Source organism: Pasteurella dagmatis (assembly GCF_900186835.1).
In the GTDB taxonomy this organism is placed as follows: domain Bacteria; phylum Pseudomonadota; class Gammaproteobacteria; order Enterobacterales; family Pasteurellaceae; genus Pasteurella; species Pasteurella dagmatis.
Genome location: NZ_LT906448.1, coordinates 806,969 through 826,775, shown reverse-complemented (window position 1 = coordinate 826,775; position 19,807 = coordinate 806,969). Strand labels below are relative to the sequence as shown.

General features: G+C 35.3%; 18 protein-coding genes and 1 tRNA gene. 6 read left to right on the top strand and 13 right to left on the bottom strand.

The genetic code is table 11. From position 1 onward, the window contains the following. Positions 1 to 29 precede the first annotated feature (29 nt). The 4 genes from CKV78_RS03825 to CKV78_RS03805 all read right to left on the bottom strand — a co-directional run bounded on the left by CKV78_RS03825 (position 30) and on the right by CKV78_RS03805 (position 3,209). Complete coding sequence (locus CKV78_RS03825) at positions 30 to 770, bottom strand: outer membrane beta-barrel protein (protein ID WP_005762175.1); 741 nt, start codon at positions 768 to 770, stop codon at positions 30 to 32. A 103-nt stretch (positions 771 to 873) separates the two neighbouring features. Next, positions 874 to 1,461, bottom strand: coding sequence for an integrase arm-type DNA-binding domain-containing protein (locus CKV78_RS10695; protein ID WP_005762174.1), 588 nt, complete (start codon positions 1,459 to 1,461; stop codon positions 874 to 876). Positions 1,462 to 1,729: 268 nt separating this feature from the next. Continuing rightward, positions 1,730 to 2,941, bottom strand: a complete 1,212-nt coding sequence (locus tag CKV78_RS03810) for a tyrosine-type recombinase/integrase (RefSeq protein ID WP_005762173.1) — start codon at positions 2,939 to 2,941, stop codon at positions 1,730 to 1,732. A 191-nt stretch (positions 2,942 to 3,132) separates the two neighbouring features. Then, a tRNA-Val gene (locus tag CKV78_RS03805) sits at positions 3,133 to 3,209 on the bottom strand. A 241-nt stretch (positions 3,210 to 3,450) separates the two neighbouring features. On the opposite strand from CKV78_RS03805, the gene pyk reads away from it, so the two are divergent. After that, positions 3,451 to 4,890, top strand: coding sequence for a pyruvate kinase (pyk, locus tag CKV78_RS03800; RefSeq protein WP_081442232.1), 1,440 nt, complete (start codon positions 3,451 to 3,453; stop codon positions 4,888 to 4,890). A 62-nt stretch (positions 4,891 to 4,952) separates the two neighbouring features. Here pyk and CKV78_RS03795 read toward each other — a convergent pair whose 3' ends face one another. Continuing rightward, positions 4,953 to 5,999: a Gfo/Idh/MocA family oxidoreductase gene (locus CKV78_RS03795; RefSeq protein ID WP_005762171.1), complete on the bottom strand. Its 1,047-nt coding sequence runs from the start codon at positions 5,997 to 5,999 to the stop codon at positions 4,953 to 4,955. Continuing rightward, positions 5,999 to 7,393: an MATE family efflux transporter gene (locus CKV78_RS03790; protein WP_005762170.1), complete on the bottom strand. Its 1,395-nt coding sequence runs from the start codon at positions 7,391 to 7,393 to the stop codon at positions 5,999 to 6,001. Before CKV78_RS03790 ends, CKV78_RS03795 begins: the two co-directional genes overlap by 1 nt. 57 nt (positions 7,394 to 7,450) lie before the next feature. Here CKV78_RS03790 and CKV78_RS03785 point away from each other — a divergent pair, with 57 nt between their 5' ends. Beyond that, positions 7,451 to 8,065 carry a riboflavin synthase gene (locus CKV78_RS03785; protein ID WP_005762169.1) on the top strand — a complete coding sequence of 205 codons (615 nt, stop codon included), beginning with the start codon at positions 7,451 to 7,453 and terminating at the stop codon, positions 8,063 to 8,065. Positions 8,066 to 8,133: 68 nt separating this feature from the next. Here the strand turns inward: CKV78_RS03785 and dolP are convergent, their stop codons facing one another. Genes dolP through CKV78_RS03765 form a run of 4 tightly spaced genes read right to left on the bottom strand, consistent with a single transcriptional unit; the run spans position 8,134 to position 11,447 of the window. Continuing rightward, complete coding sequence (gene dolP / locus CKV78_RS03780; RefSeq protein WP_005762167.1) at positions 8,134 to 8,718, bottom strand: division/outer membrane stress-associated lipid-binding lipoprotein; 585 nt, start codon at positions 8,716 to 8,718, stop codon at positions 8,134 to 8,136. Positions 8,719 to 8,778: 60 nt separating this feature from the next. Then, positions 8,779 to 9,366 carry a D-sedoheptulose-7-phosphate isomerase gene (locus CKV78_RS03775; RefSeq protein ID WP_005762166.1) on the bottom strand — a complete coding sequence of 196 codons (588 nt, stop codon included), beginning with the start codon at positions 9,364 to 9,366 and terminating at the stop codon, positions 8,779 to 8,781. A 6-nt stretch (positions 9,367 to 9,372) separates the two neighbouring features. Beyond that, positions 9,373 to 9,732 (bottom strand): YraN family protein, encoded by a 360-nt coding sequence (locus CKV78_RS03770; RefSeq protein WP_005762165.1) that lies wholly within the window; start codon positions 9,730 to 9,732, stop codon positions 9,373 to 9,375. Positions 9,733 to 9,734: 2 nt separating this feature from the next. Then, positions 9,735 to 11,447, bottom strand: coding sequence for a penicillin-binding protein activator (locus CKV78_RS03765; protein ID WP_005762164.1), 1,713 nt, complete (start codon positions 11,445 to 11,447; stop codon positions 9,735 to 9,737). 77 nt (positions 11,448 to 11,524) lie between these two features. Between CKV78_RS03765 and rsmI the strand changes: the two genes are divergently transcribed. Beyond that, the gene (rsmI, locus tag CKV78_RS03760) at positions 11,525 to 12,370 is read left to right on the top strand and encodes a 16S rRNA (cytidine(1402)-2'-O)-methyltransferase (RefSeq protein ID WP_005762163.1); all 846 of its coding nucleotides are present in this window, start codon (positions 11,525 to 11,527) and stop codon (positions 12,368 to 12,370) included. Positions 12,371 to 12,429: 59 nt separating this feature from the next. Here the strand turns inward: rsmI and pbpC are convergent, their stop codons facing one another. Then, positions 12,430 to 14,781 (bottom strand): penicillin-binding protein 1C, encoded by a 2,352-nt coding sequence (gene pbpC, locus CKV78_RS03755; RefSeq protein WP_407946521.1) that lies wholly within the window; start codon positions 14,779 to 14,781, stop codon positions 12,430 to 12,432. Positions 14,782 to 14,852: 71 nt separating this feature from the next. After that, positions 14,853 to 16,256 (bottom strand): asparagine--tRNA ligase, encoded by a 1,404-nt coding sequence (gene asnS, locus CKV78_RS03750; RefSeq protein ID WP_005762161.1) that lies wholly within the window; start codon positions 16,254 to 16,256, stop codon positions 14,853 to 14,855. 288 nt (positions 16,257 to 16,544) lie between these two features. Here asnS and CKV78_RS03745 point away from each other — a divergent pair, with 288 nt between their 5' ends. Further along, positions 16,545 to 17,765 carry an ROK family protein gene (locus CKV78_RS03745; protein WP_005762160.1) on the top strand — a complete coding sequence of 407 codons (1,221 nt, stop codon included), beginning with the start codon at positions 16,545 to 16,547 and terminating at the stop codon, positions 17,763 to 17,765. 101 nt (positions 17,766 to 17,866) lie between these two features. Next, positions 17,867 to 18,601 (top strand): dethiobiotin synthase, encoded by a 735-nt coding sequence (gene bioD, locus CKV78_RS03740; RefSeq protein WP_032855149.1) that lies wholly within the window; start codon positions 17,867 to 17,869, stop codon positions 18,599 to 18,601. A 65-nt stretch (positions 18,602 to 18,666) separates the two neighbouring features. Here bioD and CKV78_RS03735 read toward each other — a convergent pair whose 3' ends face one another. Then, complete coding sequence (locus CKV78_RS03735; RefSeq protein WP_005762157.1) at positions 18,667 to 19,281, bottom strand: DedA family protein; 615 nt, start codon at positions 19,279 to 19,281, stop codon at positions 18,667 to 18,669. Between the two features lie 233 nt (positions 19,282 to 19,514). Between CKV78_RS03735 and rplY the strand changes: the two genes are divergently transcribed. Then, positions 19,515 to 19,799 carry a 50S ribosomal protein L25 gene (gene rplY, locus CKV78_RS03730; protein WP_005762156.1) on the top strand — a complete coding sequence of 95 codons (285 nt, stop codon included), beginning with the start codon at positions 19,515 to 19,517 and terminating at the stop codon, positions 19,797 to 19,799. Positions 19,800 to 19,807 lie beyond the last annotated feature (8 nt).

The window sequence follows — 19,807 nt, the reverse complement described above, 5'->3', positions numbered from 1 at the left end:
TTTGGGTTATATAAAGATTAGGTTATTTATTAGAATTTAAAACCAATAGAGAAGCGTAGTGCATCATTTTTGTATGAGTGATATCCTGACTCATATTCTTCTCCGTTGTAAATACCTATAACATTGATAGAAGAATTGGTGTGATAATATCCAATATCAACTAAGAATGACTTGTACTCTATACCCATGCCTAAACCCCAATAAAGTCCATTTTTAATTTTTAGATTAAATATTCTAGAATAACTTAGGATAGGGGAGGAATCTTTTATATCGTATGTAGTATTATTACGTATTTTATTAAAGGAATAACCTAAATTACCATTGAAATACAATGTTGTATTTTGGTTAAGAGGATAATTCTGTTTAAGGGCTAAATAAACAGGAATAGAGGAATAGCGATTTATTTTGAATTTTTCTGTAACAGTACGAGTAGCATTATTGTTTGGATAAGCTGTGTTTGGAAAAGTTGCAGAAGCTGTATGATTGAATCCTTTACGTTTAATATAACCTATCCCAACACCAATTTCTGTTTGGGGTAATATGTTATATGTAGATTCTAAAAAAATGCTTGGTGAGAATGTATTTTTCTTTGATGTGATAGCGGTAGTATTAAGAAAATGATTTCTTATTGAAGGTGCTATTTCTACTGACTCAAAACGAGAAGTCAAATCAATCCCTGCTTTGCCATAAAAATTAAATTGACCAGTTTGTGCTATTGCAAAAGCAGGAAGAACTGACAATGTTGTTAAAAGTAATGTGTTAATTTTCATAATAACGTTCCATGTGTGGCAATAATAAACTAATGATTTACTAGGTAAATTTACCTTTGTATATAGTAATGAGTAGGAAGTTAGAAGTAAAGTATATTATTGTTTAACATTCATCTTCATAAGTATCTTGTTTCAACTTTCCAGCTTTTACTTCATTTTCTCTTAATATAAGCCAACCTTTAGCAATGGTTGAAAGAGTAAACTCTTTCTTTTGTAGTTTTTGTTGTGCGACTTTCAGTTTATGGTCTTGTGGAACTATATCTTTAGATAATAAAGCACGATATTCATCTCTCTTATTTCTCGCATCAGAAAGCAATATCTCTGGATAATAACCTAAGCTCATAAACGTTTTTTTGAGAATGGTCTGTAGTATTGGAAATGCTATATTTTTTCGAGTTGCTTTTTCTAACAAAAAAGAACTTTGACCATCTGATAGGGAATAGTCTTTTACTTTAGCGTTGTTTATCTCTATTACTGTGTTTCGCTGAAATTTTGGGCTTTTGGGGATGGTTTTGGAAAGTGAAATGGTGCTATATTGGTACTCGAACAATGGGAGAGAATAGAATACAAACTCACCTTTACCCCGCTTATTTAGCTTATGCCGCAGCATATAATTTAAAAGAGCTTGGTTTAAATACTTTTGTTGCAGGTATTGAACAGGCAATAAAATAACATGGTAATGAGCATCCATTTAAAAAAGATAAAGTAAGAGAGGGAATGAGAACAAATATTCATTTTAGAGATTTTAATGTTTTCTTTACTGATGTAATGAAGAAATAAATAGAAATCGAAAAGGAATAAAGGGGCAAATAGCCCCTTTTCTTGCTTATGTGAACACTTGTTGTGAAGACTTAAAATAAGTCTTCACACTATAACATATTGATTTATAGATAAAAATGATGACTATGAAGAGGTGAAGACTATTTTTATAAATTTTTACGCACAGCACACTTTATTTGTTATTTAGGAGAACATTTTTCTACATAGTCGCCCCAAAGTTGCATCACTGGTCGCCTTAATTCTATATATTTAGCCCTGTTATATGCTCGACTCGTTTTATCTCCTACTCGATGTGCTAAACAAGTTTCAGCTAATCTAAAATCTACATTCTGATCTTCTAAATAAGTTCTACCGATAGAACGCAAGCCATGTGAATCTTGTTTACCTTGATAACCAATATCACGTAGCGCTTTAGTAATAGTTTCTTTACTCATAGAGCGATTAGGCAAACTATAATGAGGGAAAACATATTTACACACACCAGTAATAGGTTTTAATTCTTGGAGAATTGATATCATTTGGCTAGAGAGTGGCACGGTGTGATCAAATTGTCCCTGTCTAGTTTTCTTCATTTTTATAGCTGGAATAACCCATAACTTTTTATCAAAATCAATTTCAGACCATTCTGCACTTACCGCCTCCGCTGGTCTTACCATAGATAGTAATTGCCAGCGGAATAATACTTTTGTTAAGTAATCCCTATTTGATTCCTGAAAATCTTTTAGTAGCGTTGCTAACTCTTTGTAGGAGATAGCTGGATGATTTGTTTGTTCTTCTTTGTGATAAGCATCAGAGGCTTTTACACAGCTATTGAAGGGTAAAAGTCCAATAGTGACAGCGTAATTTAAGATCTGATTAGTAAGGTTGATTATTCTATGAAGTGTATCGTTGAACCCTTGTTCATTAAGTGGTTTTACGGCATCAATCAAAATAGGTGAAGTAATTTGATCAATAGGATAATGCCCCAGAATTGGGAATAAATGGTTTTCTAGTCGTTTCCAGTTTTTTTCCATGGTCAAAGGCTCAACCTCTTTGGATCTTTTTTCTTTCCAGCGGTGAGCAATGTTTAAAAGCGTATTTGTGTTTTCTGCTTGTTGTTTTAATTCTTGTTCTTGCTTGTGAAGTTGTGGATCAATGCCTTGTGCGAGTAGCGCTCTATATTCTTCACGTTTAGCACGAGCTTGGGCGATGGTTAAATTAGGATAAGCACCTAAGCTAAATTTAGCTCTCTTTTTTGTTATGGGTCTATAGTAGTTAAATTGCCAAGTTTTAACTCCACTAGGCATAATCAATAAGAATAAGCCGTTACCATCAGTTAAGGTATAAGGTTTATCTCTTGCTTTAGCTTTATTAACTTCTGTATTGGTAAGTGGTTTAGTTGTTCTAGCCATAAATTCTCCCTTTTATAGTAACTATGAAAAGATAGTATTTTTGCCGTAGTTACTAAGATAGTTACTAAAATAGCTGATTAAATACGTTTTAAAGCGTTTAGTGGTGAGGGGTAGAATATAAGAAAAATGCTGTTTTATCTAGTATTTATAAGGCTTTTTGATGAGTTATGAGGAGGTATGAAAGGGAGAGATGGTGCAACTAGCTGGACTCGAACCAGTGACCCCCACCATGTCAAGGTGGTGCTCTAACCAACTGAGCTATAGTTGCACTTGAAAAGTGTGGGAATCATATAAGTTTTTTTTTGACAAAACAAGACTTTTTTTCGTTTTAATTATTGAATGTCAAAAAAATAGGCATTTTCCCTTATCTAAAATGGGTATTTTCAAATTTGTGATCTCGATCTAATTTTATTTTAGGCGTATAATATGACCAGTTTTTTCTCAACCTGAATAGGTTAAGAATTCGGGAACAATAATTGTGTATCATAAATAATTTTACGGAGTAGGTAATGTCTAGAAGACTAAGAAGAACAAAGATTGTATGTACGATGGGACCATCAACAGATCGTGGTAATAATTTAGAAAAAATCATTGCTGCTGGTGCAAACGTTGTGCGTATGAACTTCTCTCACGGTTCACCTGAAGATCATATGGGGCGTGCGGAACGTGTACGTGAAATTGCAAAAAAATTAGGTAAAACAGTTGCAATTCTTGGTGATTTACAAGGTCCTAAAATTCGCGTTTCTACTTTTAAAGACGGCAAAATTTTCTTAAATATTGGTGATAAATTTATCCTTGATGCTGAATTGCCAAAAGGTGAAGGCTCACAAGAAAGCGTTGGTTTAGATTACAAAACATTACCACAAGATGTTGTTCCTGGTGATATTTTATTATTAGATGATGGTCGCGTTCAATTAAAAGTATTATCAACAGAAGGTGCAAAAGTATTTACTGAAGTTACAGTTGGTGGACCTTTATCAAATAATAAAGGTATTAATAAGTTAGGCGGTGGTTTGTCTGCTGATGCATTAACTGAAAAAGATAAAAACGATATCTTATTAGCTGCGAAAATTGGTGTTGATTACTTAGCTGTCTCTTTCCCTCGTTCTAGTGCTGACTTAAATTATGCACGTGAGCTTGCTGAAGCAGCTGGCTTAAAAGCAAAAATTGTAGCTAAAGTAGAGCGAGCAGAAACAGTTGCAACAACAGAAGCAATGGACGACATCATTTTAGCATCAGACGTAATTATGGTTGCTCGTGGTGACTTAGGAGTTGAAATTGGTGATCCTGAATTAGTTGGTGTACAGAAAAAATTAATTCGTCGAGCTCGCCAATTAAACCGCGTTGTAATTACAGCGACTCAAATGATGGAGTCAATGATCAGCAACCCAATGCCAACACGAGCAGAAGTAATGGACGTTGCGAACGCTGTATTAGATGGTACAGATGCTGTAATGCTTTCTGCTGAAACAGCAGCAGGTCAATATCCATCAGAAACAGTATCTACAATGGCGAAAGTATGTTTGGGTGCAGAAAAAATGCCTAGTATTAACGTATCTCGTCACCGTATGGAAATCCAATTTGATTCAATCGAAGAGTCTGTTGCAATGTCTGCGATGTATGCAGCTAACCATATGAAAGGTGTAGCAGCAATTATCGCAATGACACATACTGGCCGCACAGCATTATTAATGTCACGCATTAGTTCAGGTTTACCAATCTTTGCATTATCTCGTAACCAAGATGCCTTGAATTTATGTGCATTATATCGTGGTGTGACACCTATTTACTTTGATGATATCAGCCGTACTTCAAAAGGTGCAGCATTAGCAATCCAACTATTGAAAGAGAAAGGTTTCTTAGTATCTGGTGATTTAGTCTTATTAACACAAGGTGATGAATTATTAGCAAGTGGTACAAATACTTGCCGTACACTTGTTGTTGAGTAATCTGTTCTTTGAGTAATAAAAACGGTGTCTAACTTAAATTAGACACCGTTTTTTATTCCATTTTATAAATTTATTAGTAATTTTTGACCGCACTTTGCACTTTCATACACTTTTTCAATGAGTTGTAACACAATATACGCTTGTTGCGCTGTCACTTTTAACGGTAAATCATTACAAATACTGTCGTAAATATTATTGTAATATGCTTGATAATTACCTAACTCTGGTTCAATTTTTTTTCTTATAACTTCATTTTCAATTTCAGTATGTAAAATACCCCATTGCTCTTGCGGAAGTTTATTCCAATTGCCTTTAGGCTCTATACCCTTAATCAGTAACGCTTCTTGATTATCCACTTTAGGTTGCAAATACGAGCCTTTTTTACCTTGCAATATAATATGTGGAGCAGATTCTCGCGCAAACTTTGTTGCAGACATAATCACTCGTTTACCTTCATAGTAAAAAGTGATACGGAAAAAATCATCGCTGCCACTATTGGGGTTTTGTTTTACCACATCAGCATAAAGTGAGATAGGGACTCCAAATAAATCTACAACATGATCAATGAGGTGTACGCCCAAATCATAAACGAGACCAGTGCCAAGCTCACCAGTTTCTTTCCACGCTTTAGGATTTTTATTTGGGCTAAAACGCTCAAAGCGGATTTCATATTCAACTATGTCGCCTAATATATTTTCATTAATTAATTTTTTAACAGTTAAAGCTCCATTATCCCAGCGACGGTTTTGATATACTGACAGCGTCACATTTTGTTTTTCAGCCAATTGAGCCAGTTCCAATGCTTGTTGTGAATGAATAGTAATTGGTTTTTCTACAATTACATTTTTGCTAGCAAGAATAGCTTGTTTCGCAAACTCATAATGCGTTTGGTTTGGTGTAGTGATGATCACTAAATCAATATCTTCTGTTAAAAGCTCATCAAATTGATGTACTACATCAACGTAAGGGTAGTATTGTTTAGCATTTTTGCTGTTGCGTTCAAAAACTTTTTTGAGTTGAAAACGTGAGTCAAGATGAAGAAATGGGCAATGGAATATTTTAGCAGACATTCCAAAACCTGCGATACCAACATTAATGATTGATTTCATTATTTAATTCTCTCCAATTTGCTAAATAAAATATCATCTGGTTGCGCTTGAATTTTGTACATTCGATGCATTAATAGCACCGCAGCGATAGTTAAACTCACCACAAATCCAATCCAGAAACCTTCAGCACCGAGTGCCGGCATTACAATGTCAGTTCTTGCAAGCGTATAACCAATAGGCATTCCTACAATCCAATAGCAGAATAGAGTAATGCACAAGATGGCTTTAGTATCTTTATAGCCACGTAATACACCACCAGATACCACTTGGATTGTGTCTGAAAATTGATATAAGGCGGCCAATAATAAAAGTGAACCAGCCATTGCAATAACTTCTGGATCTCGCACAAAAATATGGGCAATTTCAGTACGTAGTAAAATGGTAATAAGTGCAGTAATAACGGCAATCGCTAAACCTACAATAAGGGCGATATAAGAGACTTTTTTAGCTTTATCTGCACTGCCTTCCCCTAACCGTTGCCCAACTAAAATTGTCGCAGCCATTCCTAAAGACATTGGCAACATAAAGATGAAAGAGCTGGTATTTAAAGCAATTTGATGGCTTGCTACAATTTTTGTACCTAAAGGTGAAAGTAGCAATGCCGTTAATGCAAAAAGAGCTACTTCACAAAATAGGGCAACAGCAATAGGGAAGCCCAAATTTAAGAGTTTTTTAAGTGTGACTAGATTTGGTTTTTCAATAATTTTGCTAAATAAATTTAAGTCACGTTGATTTCGAGCTTTAACACAGTAAGAAATCATTAAAATACACATAAACCAATTGACAATTGCTGTTGCTATTCCACAACCCACAGCACCGAATGCTGGCACGCCTAATTTACCGTAAATAAAAATGTAGTTAAGTGGAATATTGAGTGCTAAGCCTAAAAAAGCAATCACCATTGCAGGTTTTGTTTTAGCTATACCATCATTAAGACAGCGGAAATTAATCATTAATAAATAGGCAGGTAATCCCCAAATCATTGCATGTAAATAACCGATTGTGATTTCTTTGAGATGTTCTTCCACTTCCATTAAGTCAAAAACTAAATTGCTGTAATAAATAAGTAAACCCAGAGGAATACAGCTAAAAATGATGATCCAAATTCCTTGTCTTACTTGATGCGCAATTTGATCACGTTTACCAGAACCATTGAGATAAGATATTGTCGGTGGTAAGGCTAACAATAAACCGTGACCAAATAATACGAGTGGGAACCAAATTGATGCGCCAACAGAAACAGCTGCCATATCAGCGGAACTCACACGTCCAGACATAATAGTATCCACTAAGCCCATTGAGTTTTGTGCAATTTGAGCAAATAAAATAGGTAGGGCAATCAAAATCAGCTTTTTAGACTCAGTTTGATAGTCTTTAAAATTTGTTAACTTCATAAAATACTCAAGTTTGCTATAATAGCGAGGTTTTTTTATTTAAAAGAGAGATGACTAATGTTTACAGGTATTGTTCAAGGCACTGCACAAATTGTGTCAATCATAGAGAAAACCAATTTTAGAACACAGATAGTAAAAATGCCACAAGAATTACTCAATGCTTTAGAAATAGGTGCTTCAGTAGCAAATAATGGGGTTTGCTTAACAGTTACTGAAATTAATGGCGATTTAGTTAGTTTTGATCTAATGGCAGAAACATTGCGTATTACAAATCTTGGTGAGTTAAAGACAGGGGATCTTGTTAATATTGAGCGTGCAATGCAGATGGGGAGTGAAATTGGCGGTCATATTTTATCTGGGCACGTATATTGCACTGCAACTGTTGTTGATGTAATACGTAGCGAAAATAATTGCCAAATTTGGTTTGAATTACCGAATAGTGACACGATGAAGTATGTGTTACCAAAAGGCTTTATTGCGATTGATGGGATTAGCTTAACGATTGGTGAAGTGAAGGAAAATCAATTCTGTGTAAACTTAATTCCCGAAACACTGACTAGAACTTTAATTGGACAACGCAAAGTGGGTAGCCAAGTGAACATTGAGATTGACCCTCAAACACAAGCGATTGTTGATACAGTCGAGCGATATTTAGTAAATAAAGGGTTGTGATTAGTAAATAAAAAGTGCGGTGAATTTTTTAAAATATTCACCGCACTTTTTATTAGCCAGGGAAACAATTAGTTCAAATAATGAATCACTTTAACTACTTTCTTTACACCTGCAATATTGCGTGCTAAATCAGCTGCTGCATCTGCTTGTGCCTGAGTTAAGTTACCCATTAAGAACACTTCACCATTTTCGGTGATAACTTTCACATCGCTGGTTTTTACACGTGAATCCAATAACATTTTCGATTTTACTTCAGTCGTAATCCAGCTATCTTTTGCAATTTGTGGGAAGCTAATTTTAGGTTCAGGACGGATTTGATTATAAACGTCATTAACTCCTTCCACTCCTTTTGCTAGGCTTGTTGCAACTTCAGCAACATTTGGATTTGGTGCTTGGCCAATGAGTAAAACACGTCCACTGTAAGAAACGATGTTAATGCGAGCTTCAGATTTTACTTGTTCATCTTTACGAATAGCTAAACGCACTTTTTCTTCTAGTGCTTCGTCGTCAATTTGTGTACCCACGGTTCGAGGATCCGTTGCAACTTTCGTCGCTACCGCAGCAGTACCTGCAATTGTTGCAGCAACACAACCTTGTAACACAATAGCACTACCTAAAATAAGCGCTAAGGTTTTTAAGTTTTTCATTTGCATCGACTTTCTCCTTTAGTTTATTTTTTATGTAGTTTTGTTGAATTTTATTGCCTTGTCAAGTTATGGATGTGAAAACAAAGCATGATCAATCAATTCACAAATTGTATTCACAATGAAACAGTGACCTTCAATAATACGGCTTTCTTTGGTTGCAGGTATAGCAATTTCCAAATCATTTTCAGTAAGAAAGCCTTGAATATGGTCATTACTTGCACCAGTGAAAACAATCACCCTGATCGCTTTATTAACTGCGCTATTAATCGCATTTGTAACCATTTCTTCATTATGTGCTAGAGGGGAAAATACCACAAAAATATCGCCTTCTTGTGCAACAGCATTAAACTGGCGTTGAAATAGAGTATCACTTGTTTGATCTAAAACTATTGCAGAATTGACCGCACTATCTAAGCTTAATAATACGGAAGGAAAACTAGGGCGAGTCAGTTCATAGCGGTTTAAGAGATTAGCCACAAATAATTGAGCATTGATATAAGAGCGACCATTACCACAAACAATGATTTTTTTGCCTTGCAATAAGCAATCAACGATTGATTTAGCAGCTTGAGCGATAGTTTCAGGTAATAAACTGGAAGCTGAAATTTGAGTTTGAATACTTTCGGTGTATAAATCTTTTAATTTTTCTAACATAGTTTTTTAATCAAGAAAATTAGGAATCCATTTAATTTCTTTTGTTGTTGCTCCAAAAGCAATTAAATCAAAACGGCAATCAGCATCTTCTAAACTTAGATTTTGTTGTGCTAACCAAAGGTTTGCCGCATCTATCCATTTTTGTTGTTTTTGCCAATCAACACTTTCTACCGCTGTACCAAAACAAGCCTTTTTACGCTGCCGAACTTCAACAAACACGATTGTAGTTTGATCTTGCATAATAAGATCAAGTTCACCACATTTAAAGTATTGATTCGCAGCAATAAATTTGAGGCCTTGAGATTCTAAAAAAAGGCGAGCTTGTTGTTCAAATCTCGCCCCTTGTTGACGTTTTAATGAGAGCATCTTTAATTGAGTGGAACAATGCCACCATTCTGATATTGGAACCATGTCATATCACGTTCAATATTACAGTTTGAACCAGCACTTAATTTACCTGTTAAACCATCTATGTTATAACCAGGTACTTGACGTAGCTCATTGAAATGATTAATTAATAACCATGCATCGGAACCCATCGCATATAAACGCATCAATGAGTAGTCACCTTTAGTTAAACTTTCAATACGCTTATATTGTGTCGAAGTTGTATCTTTAAAGAAAGGCAAGTCACTAAATTTTAAGCCCTCCATTAATAAACGATATTCTGGTCCATTATTGGCAGAGTTGCTACGTGAGCTCGCATACAATTTAATATTACGTCCACTGTTATCAATATTTGTTTTAATTTCAGCTAATTGTTCACTCATTGCAATAATATAAGCTGCTTCAGCACCTTCTTGTAAAGCATAAGCGATATCTGCTGGTTGATTATAAAATTTGATATTTGCATCAGTCGCTGCTAATTGTTGCCAGCGAATGTTATAAGCTGAAGCTGTACGTTGACCTAAATCGCTTTGTGGTACAAACACTAAAGGATTGCGCACGCCATCTTTCCACATTTTGTTTGCTGCTGACTCTGCCTCATCTTCTGGGGATAAACCATAGTAGCAAAGCTGACCTATTGCACGTTCATTTGATGTTGAGTTTAATGCTAAAACATCTAAGCCTTGTACAAGTGATGCATTGTTTAAAATCACATCTACATTTTGTTTTAATAATGGACCAACAACACTTCTAATGCCTGCTTGTTTCACTTGTTCAAAAACGGTGTCCATTGGAGCAACCATAGAGTCAAAGACTTGTACATTAGCCATTTTATCATCTTTAACCGCATCAAAGCCGGCTTTCACCGTGTTGCCTATTAATTGCGCATTGCCACTTAGAGGTAAAAGAAGTGCTACTTGTGATAAGTTTGTTTGTTGGAAATTAAATAAACTTTGTAATTCCGTTGGGAATAAATAGGCTGCTGAATGATTTGGGTAAGACGCTTTCCATTGTTGAATAGCTTGGCTAAGCACAGCAGGGTTATTTAAGTTTTCGTTATAAGTACGTGTTAAAGCTAACCAACCACCTAACTCAATATTGCCACTAGCATTTGTATTATTAATGACACCGCGATTAGTGTTGCGTAATAAGTTCCAAGTGCGGTCAATATTCGCTTGTTTTCTTTGTACATCTGTTAATAGTTGACCCATTTTAATTCGTGCTTTCACTGCCTCGATTGCATCGTAACGGTTCTCAGCAATGCGTGCTACGACACTATAGTAACGAGCCATTTGCGATTTGCTTAATAAACTTAGATTAATTTTCTTTAATTGGCTATCAGCAAGCGTGTTTTGTTGCTTTAATGCAGAAATATTGGCCTCAATAATTGATTTGTCCAATAATTGTTCTTCATTTAAGTCAATTAATTCAGCAAGTAGGGCTTGTGCTTGAGGAATTTTATTTTCAGTGAGTAATACTCGTGCAGCTAAAAGTTTGTAAGTTTGTTGATCTTGTTTGTCTTGAGTTTGATAAACTTTGTTCATATAAAAATCTGAACTTGCATTTGCATCACTTTTTAATAAGTTAGTTAATCCACCACCAAAAAAGGTTGTAGTACAACCAGCTAGAAAAAGAGTGAATAAAAAAGGCATTAATCGATTTTTAAAATTAAGGTGTTGTAATAGAATAGTCATAATTACTCCGTTTGTTAACAACAATAGTAACGATCTTACTTATCTCACATACTAAAAGCAAATAAAAGAAGTATTAAATGAATAATTTAACAGGAATTTTATATATTGTCGCTACGCCAATTGGGAATTTACAAGATATTACACAGCGTGCTTTGAGCGTCTTACAAGAGGTTGATTTAATCGCCGCTGAAGATACTCGTCATAGCGGTTTATTATTAACTCATTATGGTATTAAAAAACCATTTTTTGCTTTGCACGATCATAATGAGCAGCAAAAGGCACATTTATTAGTTGATAAATTACAACAAGGAAATAATATTGCGTTAATTTCTGATGCGGGGACACCACTAATTAGCGATCCCGGTTATCATCTGGTACGTCAATGTCGTCAAGCGGGCATAAAAGTAGTACCGGTGCCGGGGGCTTGTGCTGCAATTACTGCACTTTGCGCTTCTGGGATTGCGTCTGATCGTTTTTGTTTTGAAGGTTTCTTACCGGCTAAAACAAAAGCAAGATGCGACAAATTACAAAATTTAGTAGAAGAAGACCGCACTTTAATCTTTTATGAGTCGACTCACCGCATTTTAGATACCTTAGCTGATGTTGAACAAGTCCTAGGTGGAGAACGTTATGTGGTACTTGCACGAGAAATTACCAAAACTTGGGAAACTATCAGAGGGGATTCAGTAGCAAATTTGCGCCAATGGTTACAGGAAGATGCGAATCGTACCAAAGGAGAAATGGTATTAATTATTGAGGGCAAACCAAAGCAAGAAGAGGAAGAGATTAATCTTCAAGCGATTAAGGCTTTGAAATTACTGACTGAAGAATTGCCATTGAAAAAAGCCTCTGCAATTGTAGCTGAATTATACGGTTATAAGAAGAATGCGCTATATCAATATGGTTTAGAACACTTTAATTAAATTTCATCTTCAAGTCTTGTTCAAGCACCTCACTAAATTCTATAAAGTGCGGTGCTTTTTTAGTGGTTTTTCATACGAACAGAAATAGTAACAGAACTGGTTCTACCTTGATCATCGGTAACTGAAATATTGTAATATCTTGCAGATTTTGGTCGCCAAAATAAAGGTTGATTTGGAGACGTTTCACCGAGAAAAGCATTATTTACAAACCAAAATAGTGTTTTGACATTACCTGCTGCAACAGCAGAAAGTGCAATACCTTTTTGATCTTGATGAGGCTGAATATAATAATTTCTCTGAATTAAAGGGCTTGTTATTTTAGGATTATTTTCATATAGCGCTTGCAATGCGTTCGTTTGTTGCTCGTAAGGGCATTGCAGATTCGCTATCGGCGAGCGTTTCATTATGCCAGCTTGAGCGAAAAGCTTTTGAAAATCACTTGACCACATTTCATATATTTTTTGTTCGCTACTATCCGAATAAGGTTTGCAGGCCAACATATCGCTATTTTTAATTACCTGAAATGCTTGATAAAGCTGACTCACTTTTATCGGCGATTTACCCGGAATAAATAACGTATTGACTTGATGTTGGCAATATTGGTTCGGCAATTGCCCATCTGCTGCGCACACTGGCACTTCTTTCAAATTCAAATTTTCTGGTTTTTTAAGATCTTTCATTTGTGGTTCAGTGGAAATTAACGCATCAGCTAGTTGTAAAAACAACGGCGTAGCTAATTTTCGTCCAACAAAATGGGGATTATTTTGGTTATCAAAATTCCCAAACCATACAATTAAGGTGTAATTGCCGAAATAACCGGCTGTCCAAGCATCTCTTAATCCATTTGATGTGCCAGTTTTCCAATAGAGTGGTAACGGTGTTTTGATCGCTTTATTTTGGACATCCGTTCTTGTGTTTTGACGCAAAATATCGTGAATCATCACCGCACTTTCTGGGCTAAATAGGCTTTTCCCTATACTTGTTGGGTCATCAATCAACCAATGCAACGGTCGCCATTGCCCTTGGTTAGCGAGTGCAGCGTATAAAGTGGATAATTGCTGCATACTGATTTCTGCGCCACCTAAAACTAAAGATAACCCGTAATGTTTTTTCTCTTTTGGCAAGACAATATTCGCTTGCTGTAATAAATCATATAAATCAGGGGATAGCTGTTTTGCCATATCTATGGCTGGAATATTGCGACTTTGTAATAATGCTTGAGTAATACTCACTGGTCCTAAAAAATTGCCTTCATAATTTTCTGGCTGATAATCACCAAAGGAAGTGGGTAAGTCTTTTAAAACAGTTTTCCCGTGAGCTAAACCTTGATCAAAGGCTAATGCATAAATAAAGGGTTTTAATGTTGAACCATAAGAGCGTGAAATAGCTGTGCCGTTAATTTGTCCTGAGATACTATCATTAAAATAATCTCCTGAACCTATTAAGGCTTTAACTGCCATATTTCTGTTATCAACTAACAATACTGCAGCATTTTTAATTCCTTTGATATTGTGTTGTGCTAGATAACGAGTAGTAATCCGTTCAATTAAACGTTGTTGTGCAAGATTGAGTGTACTGTGAATATCATGTTTTTCTGGGTATTGTTGTAAAAGTTGATCAACAAAGTGCGGTGCCAAAAAAGGTAATTTTTCGATCGGGCGTAAACCATAATTTAAACGAAAATCAGATTGCCATTTTTTATCGGCAGGATATTTTTCTAACCAACGTTGATAGAGGTTGTTACGTGCTTGCAAAAGTGCTGGATTAAGCATTTCATTAGCGTGACGAATATAACGATTCGGGTTTTTAGGTAAGATTGCTAAAGTCATCGCTTCTGCTAAATTAATCTTATTATTCGCTTTATTAAAGTAAATTAGACTTGCAGTGCCAGCACCTTCAATATTTCTACCATAAGGTGCAAAATTAAAATATGCCTCTAAAATCTCTTTTTTAGAATAGCGAATTTCAAGCTGAATAGCTCTAAAAATTTGTTCTATTTTGCCGAACACGCCACGACTATCAATATTCCATAGCACGCGAGCAAGCTGCATTGTGATCGTTGATCCACCTTGAGGAGAGTTGCCTAATACATAGGTTTGCCAAGCACCACGCAGTAATCCATAAGGGTTTACACCGAAATGCCAATAAAACCAATCATCTTCTTGAAAAAGTACCGCATCAATCAGTTGTGGCGAAATGTCCTCAAGTGGCACCCAAAGACGGTATTTTTCATCTTTGGCAGTAGTTAAACGTAATAAATTCTGGTTTTCATCATAAACTGCGGTGGAGTATGGGAAATGATCTTTTAGAGGATAATAGGGAAATAAACGAGTCACTAAAATGAATAATCCACAAAAAAGTGCGGTCAAAATTAACGCAGAAATGCTTTTTTTTCGTGAGATTTTCATCATAAGGTAACCTAAAAAATTCCCCTTATTGTGAAATAAGGGGAATACTGTTTACTGAAATGTGTTTGCAACAATTAGAAATTTGCGTTACGTGGTGCACGTGGGAATGGGATCACGTCACGAATGTTTTGGACACCAGTTACATAAACGATTAGACGTTCAAAACCAAGACCGAAACCAGAGTGTGGCACAGTACCATAACGACGTAGATCTCGATACCACCAGTAATCTTCTGGATTTAAGCCCATTTCTTCCATTCGTTTATCTAATACATCTAAACGTTCTTCACGCTGAGAACCACCGATGATTTCACCAATTCCTGGTGCTAAAACGTCCATCGCCGCAACGGTTTTACCGTCATCATTTAAACGCATATAGAATGCTTTGATGTCTTTTGGATAGTTTTTCACAACCACTGGTGATTTGAAATGTTCTTCTGCAAGGTAACGTTCGTGCTCAGAAGACAAGTCGATACCCCAAGATACTGGGAATTCGAATTTTTTACCTGATTGTAATAGCACTTCAATTGCATCAGTATAATCGATTTGTGCGAAATCTGAGTTGATGAAGTTTTCTAAACGAGTAATGACATCTTTATCAACGTGTTTTTCAAAGAATTTTAAGTCATCCTTGCGCTCTGCTAATACTGCACGGAATACATATTTCAACATATCTTCTGCTAATTTAGCGTTATCTGCTAAAGTCGCAAATGCAACTTCAGGTTCAATCATCCAGAATTCAGCAAGGTGACGAGTGGTATTTGAGTTTTCAGCACGGAATGTTGGACCAAATGTATAGATTTTACTTAATGCACAGGCATAAGTTTCACCGTTTAATTGACCAGACACTGTTAAGAATGATTCTTTACCGAAGAAATCTTGTGAAAAATCGACCGCACCTTTGTCATCACGAGGAAGATTTTCTAAATCAAGTGTTGAAACGCGGAACATTTCACCCGCACCTTCAGTATCTGATGCAGTGATTAGCGGGGTTGCTACCCAATAGAAACCTTGTTCGTGGAAGAAACGGTGGATTGCTTGCGCTAAACAGTGACGAACACGTGCTACCGCACCAATAATGTTTGTGCGTGGACGTAAGTGAGCAACTTCACGTAAATATTCAATAGAGTGGCGTTTTGCTGCCATTGGGTAAGTTTCAGGATCTTCAACCCAACCAGTTACTTCAACGTTCTCTGCTTGTAATTCAACAGCTTGACCTTCTGCTGGAGATTCAACCACAGTACCAGTCACAATTACTGAACAGCCTGTTGTTAGACGCAGTACTTCTGACGCATAATTTTCAATATCGTTATTAACAATCGCTTGGATTGGGTCAAAACAAGAACCGTCATAAATTGCTAAAAAAGAAAGTCCAGCCTTTGAATCACGGCGAGTACGAATCCAACCTCGGATCGTGACTTTTTCTCCGATGGCTATTTTCCCTTGTAATACATCAACAATAGATGCCACTTTAATCATATAAAACCTCAATTTTCAACAAATATTTGTGAATAAATAAACTGATATATTTTACATCAAGTTATAAAAATTAACAAAATGAATTAAAAATTTTGTTTTTGTGAAATATGCCTCATATTTGCATTAAAGTACTTGTTTTTATGACAATAACTGGTATAAGTGAAAAATTCATTTTCTGCATTATCTCTCCATTTGAGTTGATAAGCTCTCTGTGATTGCAATTTTTAATAAGAAAAATTAAATGGGAAGTGAATTGTTGTATCAATAATATTCATTGAGGTTTGCATTATGCCTAAAATAAGAAAAGAAGATAAGTTACCCTTACGATTAAAACAATTAGGTAAAATTTACCGTCTGATTGAACAGTTTGAAGAAATTTCTCGCATTGATTTATCAAAGTTATCTCGTTTAGCCCCTGCCACAATTACAGCATTAACACGCGAGCTGATTAAGGAAAAACTTATTGTTGAGCGTGCTGTGCAAAATACTGAAAGTAGGGGGCGACCAGCTATTGGTTTGTGTGTATCTCCTTTTTATTGGCAGTCTTTGTGTGCAACTCTTATTGAAAATAAATTTGAAATTATTCTAAGTGAGCTTGATGGAGTTGCAATTAAACATGTTGCTTATCCCTTAAACTCAGAAGATTTGACGAATTTAGATAATGTACTAACTCAACATCTAGAAAGTTTTTTAGAAGAAGCAAAGCACGAATGTAATCATATCATTACTTTTTCTGTTGCTGTTGGTGGTGTATTAGATCATCAAAAAAATCGCTTGTTAAAATTAGGTGAAACAGAATTGGATATAGACCTAAAAGCACTTTTTAGCCCTTATTTTAAAACACCAATCTTAATCACAGAATATTTCCAAACTTGGTTATTAGCTGAATCCACTTTAGGTAGCGTAATTAATTGTGACAATGTTTTATTTTTACAATTAGATAATGGTATTAATTTTAGCGTGTTATCTAAAGGTGAATTATTAACAAATCGTTTTCAAGTGAGAAGTCGGATTGGTAAAATGTATGTGCCAAAACATAATGAATTGCAAGACCTGATTTCCCTAGATATACCAAATGATGAACGCTATCAACTCAGAAACCAAATTACTCACAGAGCAATTTATCCATTAATTAAACATTTTTATCCAGAAACGAATAAGTTAGATAGTACAGAAAAAATTCGCTTCTTATGTGAAAAAGCAAATAATGGTGACGAAACGGCACAACAAATTATTTTTCATATTGCAGATAGCTTGGCCTACATTTTGATGAATTTGGTAAATATTTTTGGTTCTGAAAAAATTATGTTGAACGCAAGTTATTTAGGCTCAAAAGATTTATTTTTAACTCGCTTAAATAAACAACTACAACTATATTTGGCAGATACTTATACGAATGTTGAAGTCTTAACTGGAAAATATGAATGGAATAGCCCAGTTATTGCAGCATCTGCTATCAAACAAAGTATTTATGATGGTAGCCTACTTGGACATTTTATTCGTTCCTAACCAAAATGGCGTAATTTCATAAAAACTTGTGTTAGCTCAAAACTTATAATATTTAATTCCTTTAGAATCTTCCTGTAATAAGAACAATGGGAGATGACAAAATGAGCAGTTTTTTTGTAACGGGTACAGATACAAGCGTCGGTAAAACAGTAGCAAGCCGAGCCATTATACAAGCCCTACAAAATAAAGGAATGCAAATTGTCGGTTATAAGCCCATCGCCTTTAATCAAGAAGATATCGTTTATTCTGATGTAGAATATGTGGATGAGGGGATGGGCGATTATGATTCTGAAGATAATTCAGATGTATTGACATTACTCAACTCAACAGTGGAAGAGTTAAGTTATCACGATGTGAATAGCTATACATTCAAGCATACAATGCCAATTTTTGTAGACGAGGGAAAACGAATCCGTATTGAAAAATTAAATATGGATTTATCTCGACTTAATACAAAATATCAATCCGTGTTAGTCGAAGGCGCTTATGGCTGGCTAACGCCAATCAACAAACATTATCGTTTTGCTGATTGGGTTCAAGAGCAAAAAATGCCCGTAATTTTAGTTGTTGGGATTAAAGAAGGTTGTATCAATCACGCTTTACTCACTATCGAATCAATTATGCAAAGAGGTATTCCCTTATTAGGTTGGATTGCAAATCGGATTAATCCCTGTTTGGGGTATTATTCTGAAATGATTTCAGTGCTAAGTGAGAAAATTGATGCACCTTTATTGGGAGAGATCCCTTATTTATATAAACCAGAAGCGCAAAATCTAGGGCAATACATTAAAAATGTAGAGCGTTTAACTTACATGAAAACAGCATTTGTAGATTAACAATTGAATAAAGCAAAAAGAGTTTTGTATTACACAAAACTCTTTTCTTTTTAAGCATATTTTAGTTACTCAGCTTCCACTTTTGATTTTTTGCTTTTTTTCCATTTCCAAAAAATGAATGCCGCAATAGTAACAATGAAAATATAAATAACGATTTGACCATTATGAATTTGCTCTCTTAGCCAATCTAAATTTTTAGCACCAAAGAATCCTAAATAAACCCAAATTGGTACAGAAATAATGGCAGCAAAGAAATCAATCAATAGAAAACGAGTGTAACTTACACGACGTGTAATTCCAGAGACCATATAAATCACTGCACGTAAACCTGGTAAAAAACGTGCTGTAAATAAGACTCGGTTCCCGTATTTTTCAAATTTATCTTTAACAAGTCTTAAGCGTTTCACTGTAATCAGTTTTCGCATAAAACGGAAACGTAAGATCTTTGCTCCGTAAATACGACCTAGCCAGTACATACAAGAGTCACCAGCTAAAACACCAAACATACTCACAACAAGCATAATATGTACATTGATATCATCAGGATATAAACCTGCAATTACACCACCAGAAACTAAGGTAATGTCTTCAGGAATAGGTAGACCAAAACCACAAAGAATAAGAATAAATAACACGGCAAAATAGCCATAATCGGAGAAAAATGAAATTAGCAGTTCCATTACATACACTCAACAAAATAATATTTTCATAAACAAAGTGTGTTATTCTACCTCCTTTTACTATAAAAAGCCTAGTAAAAAAGTCCTTTAAATTCGGGATTAAACATTTGCTTTGTACTTATAAATTCACTATAATTCAGCCTCTCAAAGTGAGACTTTGAGCAAATTTATGGAAAATTGCTGGGTCGCCTGCGATTTTTTTCTTTTAATTTTAAATATGAGATAGAGTAAAAATGTTTAAATTTACTGCTGAAGTTCGTCAAGCGCAAGGTAAGGGTGCGAGCCGCCGCCTGCGTCACAATGGTCAAATCCCTGCTATCGTTTACGGTGGTAGCGAAGCACCAGTTTCAATCATCTTAAACCACGATGATTTAAATAACGCACAAGTTCATGATTCATTCTATTCAGAAGTGATCACTTTAGTTATTGAAGGTAAAGAAGTTGCAGTTAAAGCACAAGCTATGCAACGTCATCCATTCAAACCAAAATTAGTACACATTGACTTCAAGCGTGTTTAATTTTTAAA

What these genes read in the sequence shown, in the direction of transcription:
- CKV78_RS03825 (WP_005762175.1), bottom strand. Translation starts at nt 770, where the DNA reads ATGAAAATTAACACATTACTTTTAACAACATTGTCAGTTCTTCCTGCT.
- CKV78_RS10695 (WP_005762174.1), bottom strand. Translation starts at nt 1,461, where the DNA reads ATGGATGCTCATTACCATGTTATTTTATTGCCTGTTCAATACCTGCAA.
- CKV78_RS03810 (WP_005762173.1), bottom strand. Translation starts at nt 2,941, where the DNA reads ATGGCTAGAACAACTAAACCACTTACCAATACAGAAGTTAATAAAGCT.
- pyk (WP_081442232.1), top strand. Translation starts at nt 3,451, where the DNA reads ATGTCTAGAAGACTAAGAAGAACAAAGATTGTATGTACGATGGGACCA.
- CKV78_RS03795 (WP_005762171.1), bottom strand. Translation starts at nt 5,999, where the DNA reads ATGAAATCAATCATTAATGTTGGTATCGCAGGTTTTGGAATGTCTGCT.
- CKV78_RS03790 (WP_005762170.1), bottom strand. Translation starts at nt 7,393, where the DNA reads ATGAAGTTAACAAATTTTAAAGACTATCAAACTGAGTCTAAAAAGCTG.
- CKV78_RS03785 (WP_005762169.1), top strand. Translation starts at nt 7,451, where the DNA reads ATGTTTACAGGTATTGTTCAAGGCACTGCACAAATTGTGTCAATCATA.
- dolP (WP_005762167.1), bottom strand. Translation starts at nt 8,718, where the DNA reads ATGCAAATGAAAAACTTAAAAACCTTAGCGCTTATTTTAGGTAGTGCT.
- CKV78_RS03775 (WP_005762166.1), bottom strand. Translation starts at nt 9,366, where the DNA reads ATGTTAGAAAAATTAAAAGATTTATACACCGAAAGTATTCAAACTCAA.
- CKV78_RS03770 (WP_005762165.1), bottom strand. Translation starts at nt 9,732, where the DNA reads ATGCTCTCATTAAAACGTCAACAAGGGGCGAGATTTGAACAACAAGCT.
- CKV78_RS03765 (WP_005762164.1), bottom strand. Translation starts at nt 11,447, where the DNA reads ATGACTATTCTATTACAACACCTTAATTTTAAAAATCGATTAATGCCT.
- rsmI (WP_005762163.1), top strand. Translation starts at nt 11,525, where the DNA reads ATGAATAATTTAACAGGAATTTTATATATTGTCGCTACGCCAATTGGG.
- pbpC (WP_407946521.1), bottom strand. Translation starts at nt 14,781, where the DNA reads ATGATGAAAATCTCACGAAAAAAAAGCATTTCTGCGTTAATTTTGACC.
- asnS (WP_005762161.1), bottom strand. Translation starts at nt 16,256, where the DNA reads ATGATTAAAGTGGCATCTATTGTTGATGTATTACAAGGGAAAATAGCC.
- CKV78_RS03745 (WP_005762160.1), top strand. Translation starts at nt 16,545, where the DNA reads ATGCCTAAAATAAGAAAAGAAGATAAGTTACCCTTACGATTAAAACAA.
- bioD (WP_032855149.1), top strand. Translation starts at nt 17,867, where the DNA reads ATGAGCAGTTTTTTTGTAACGGGTACAGATACAAGCGTCGGTAAAACA.
- CKV78_RS03735 (WP_005762157.1), bottom strand. Translation starts at nt 19,281, where the DNA reads ATGGAACTGCTAATTTCATTTTTCTCCGATTATGGCTATTTTGCCGTG.
- rplY (WP_005762156.1), top strand. Translation starts at nt 19,515, where the DNA reads ATGTTTAAATTTACTGCTGAAGTTCGTCAAGCGCAAGGTAAGGGTGCG.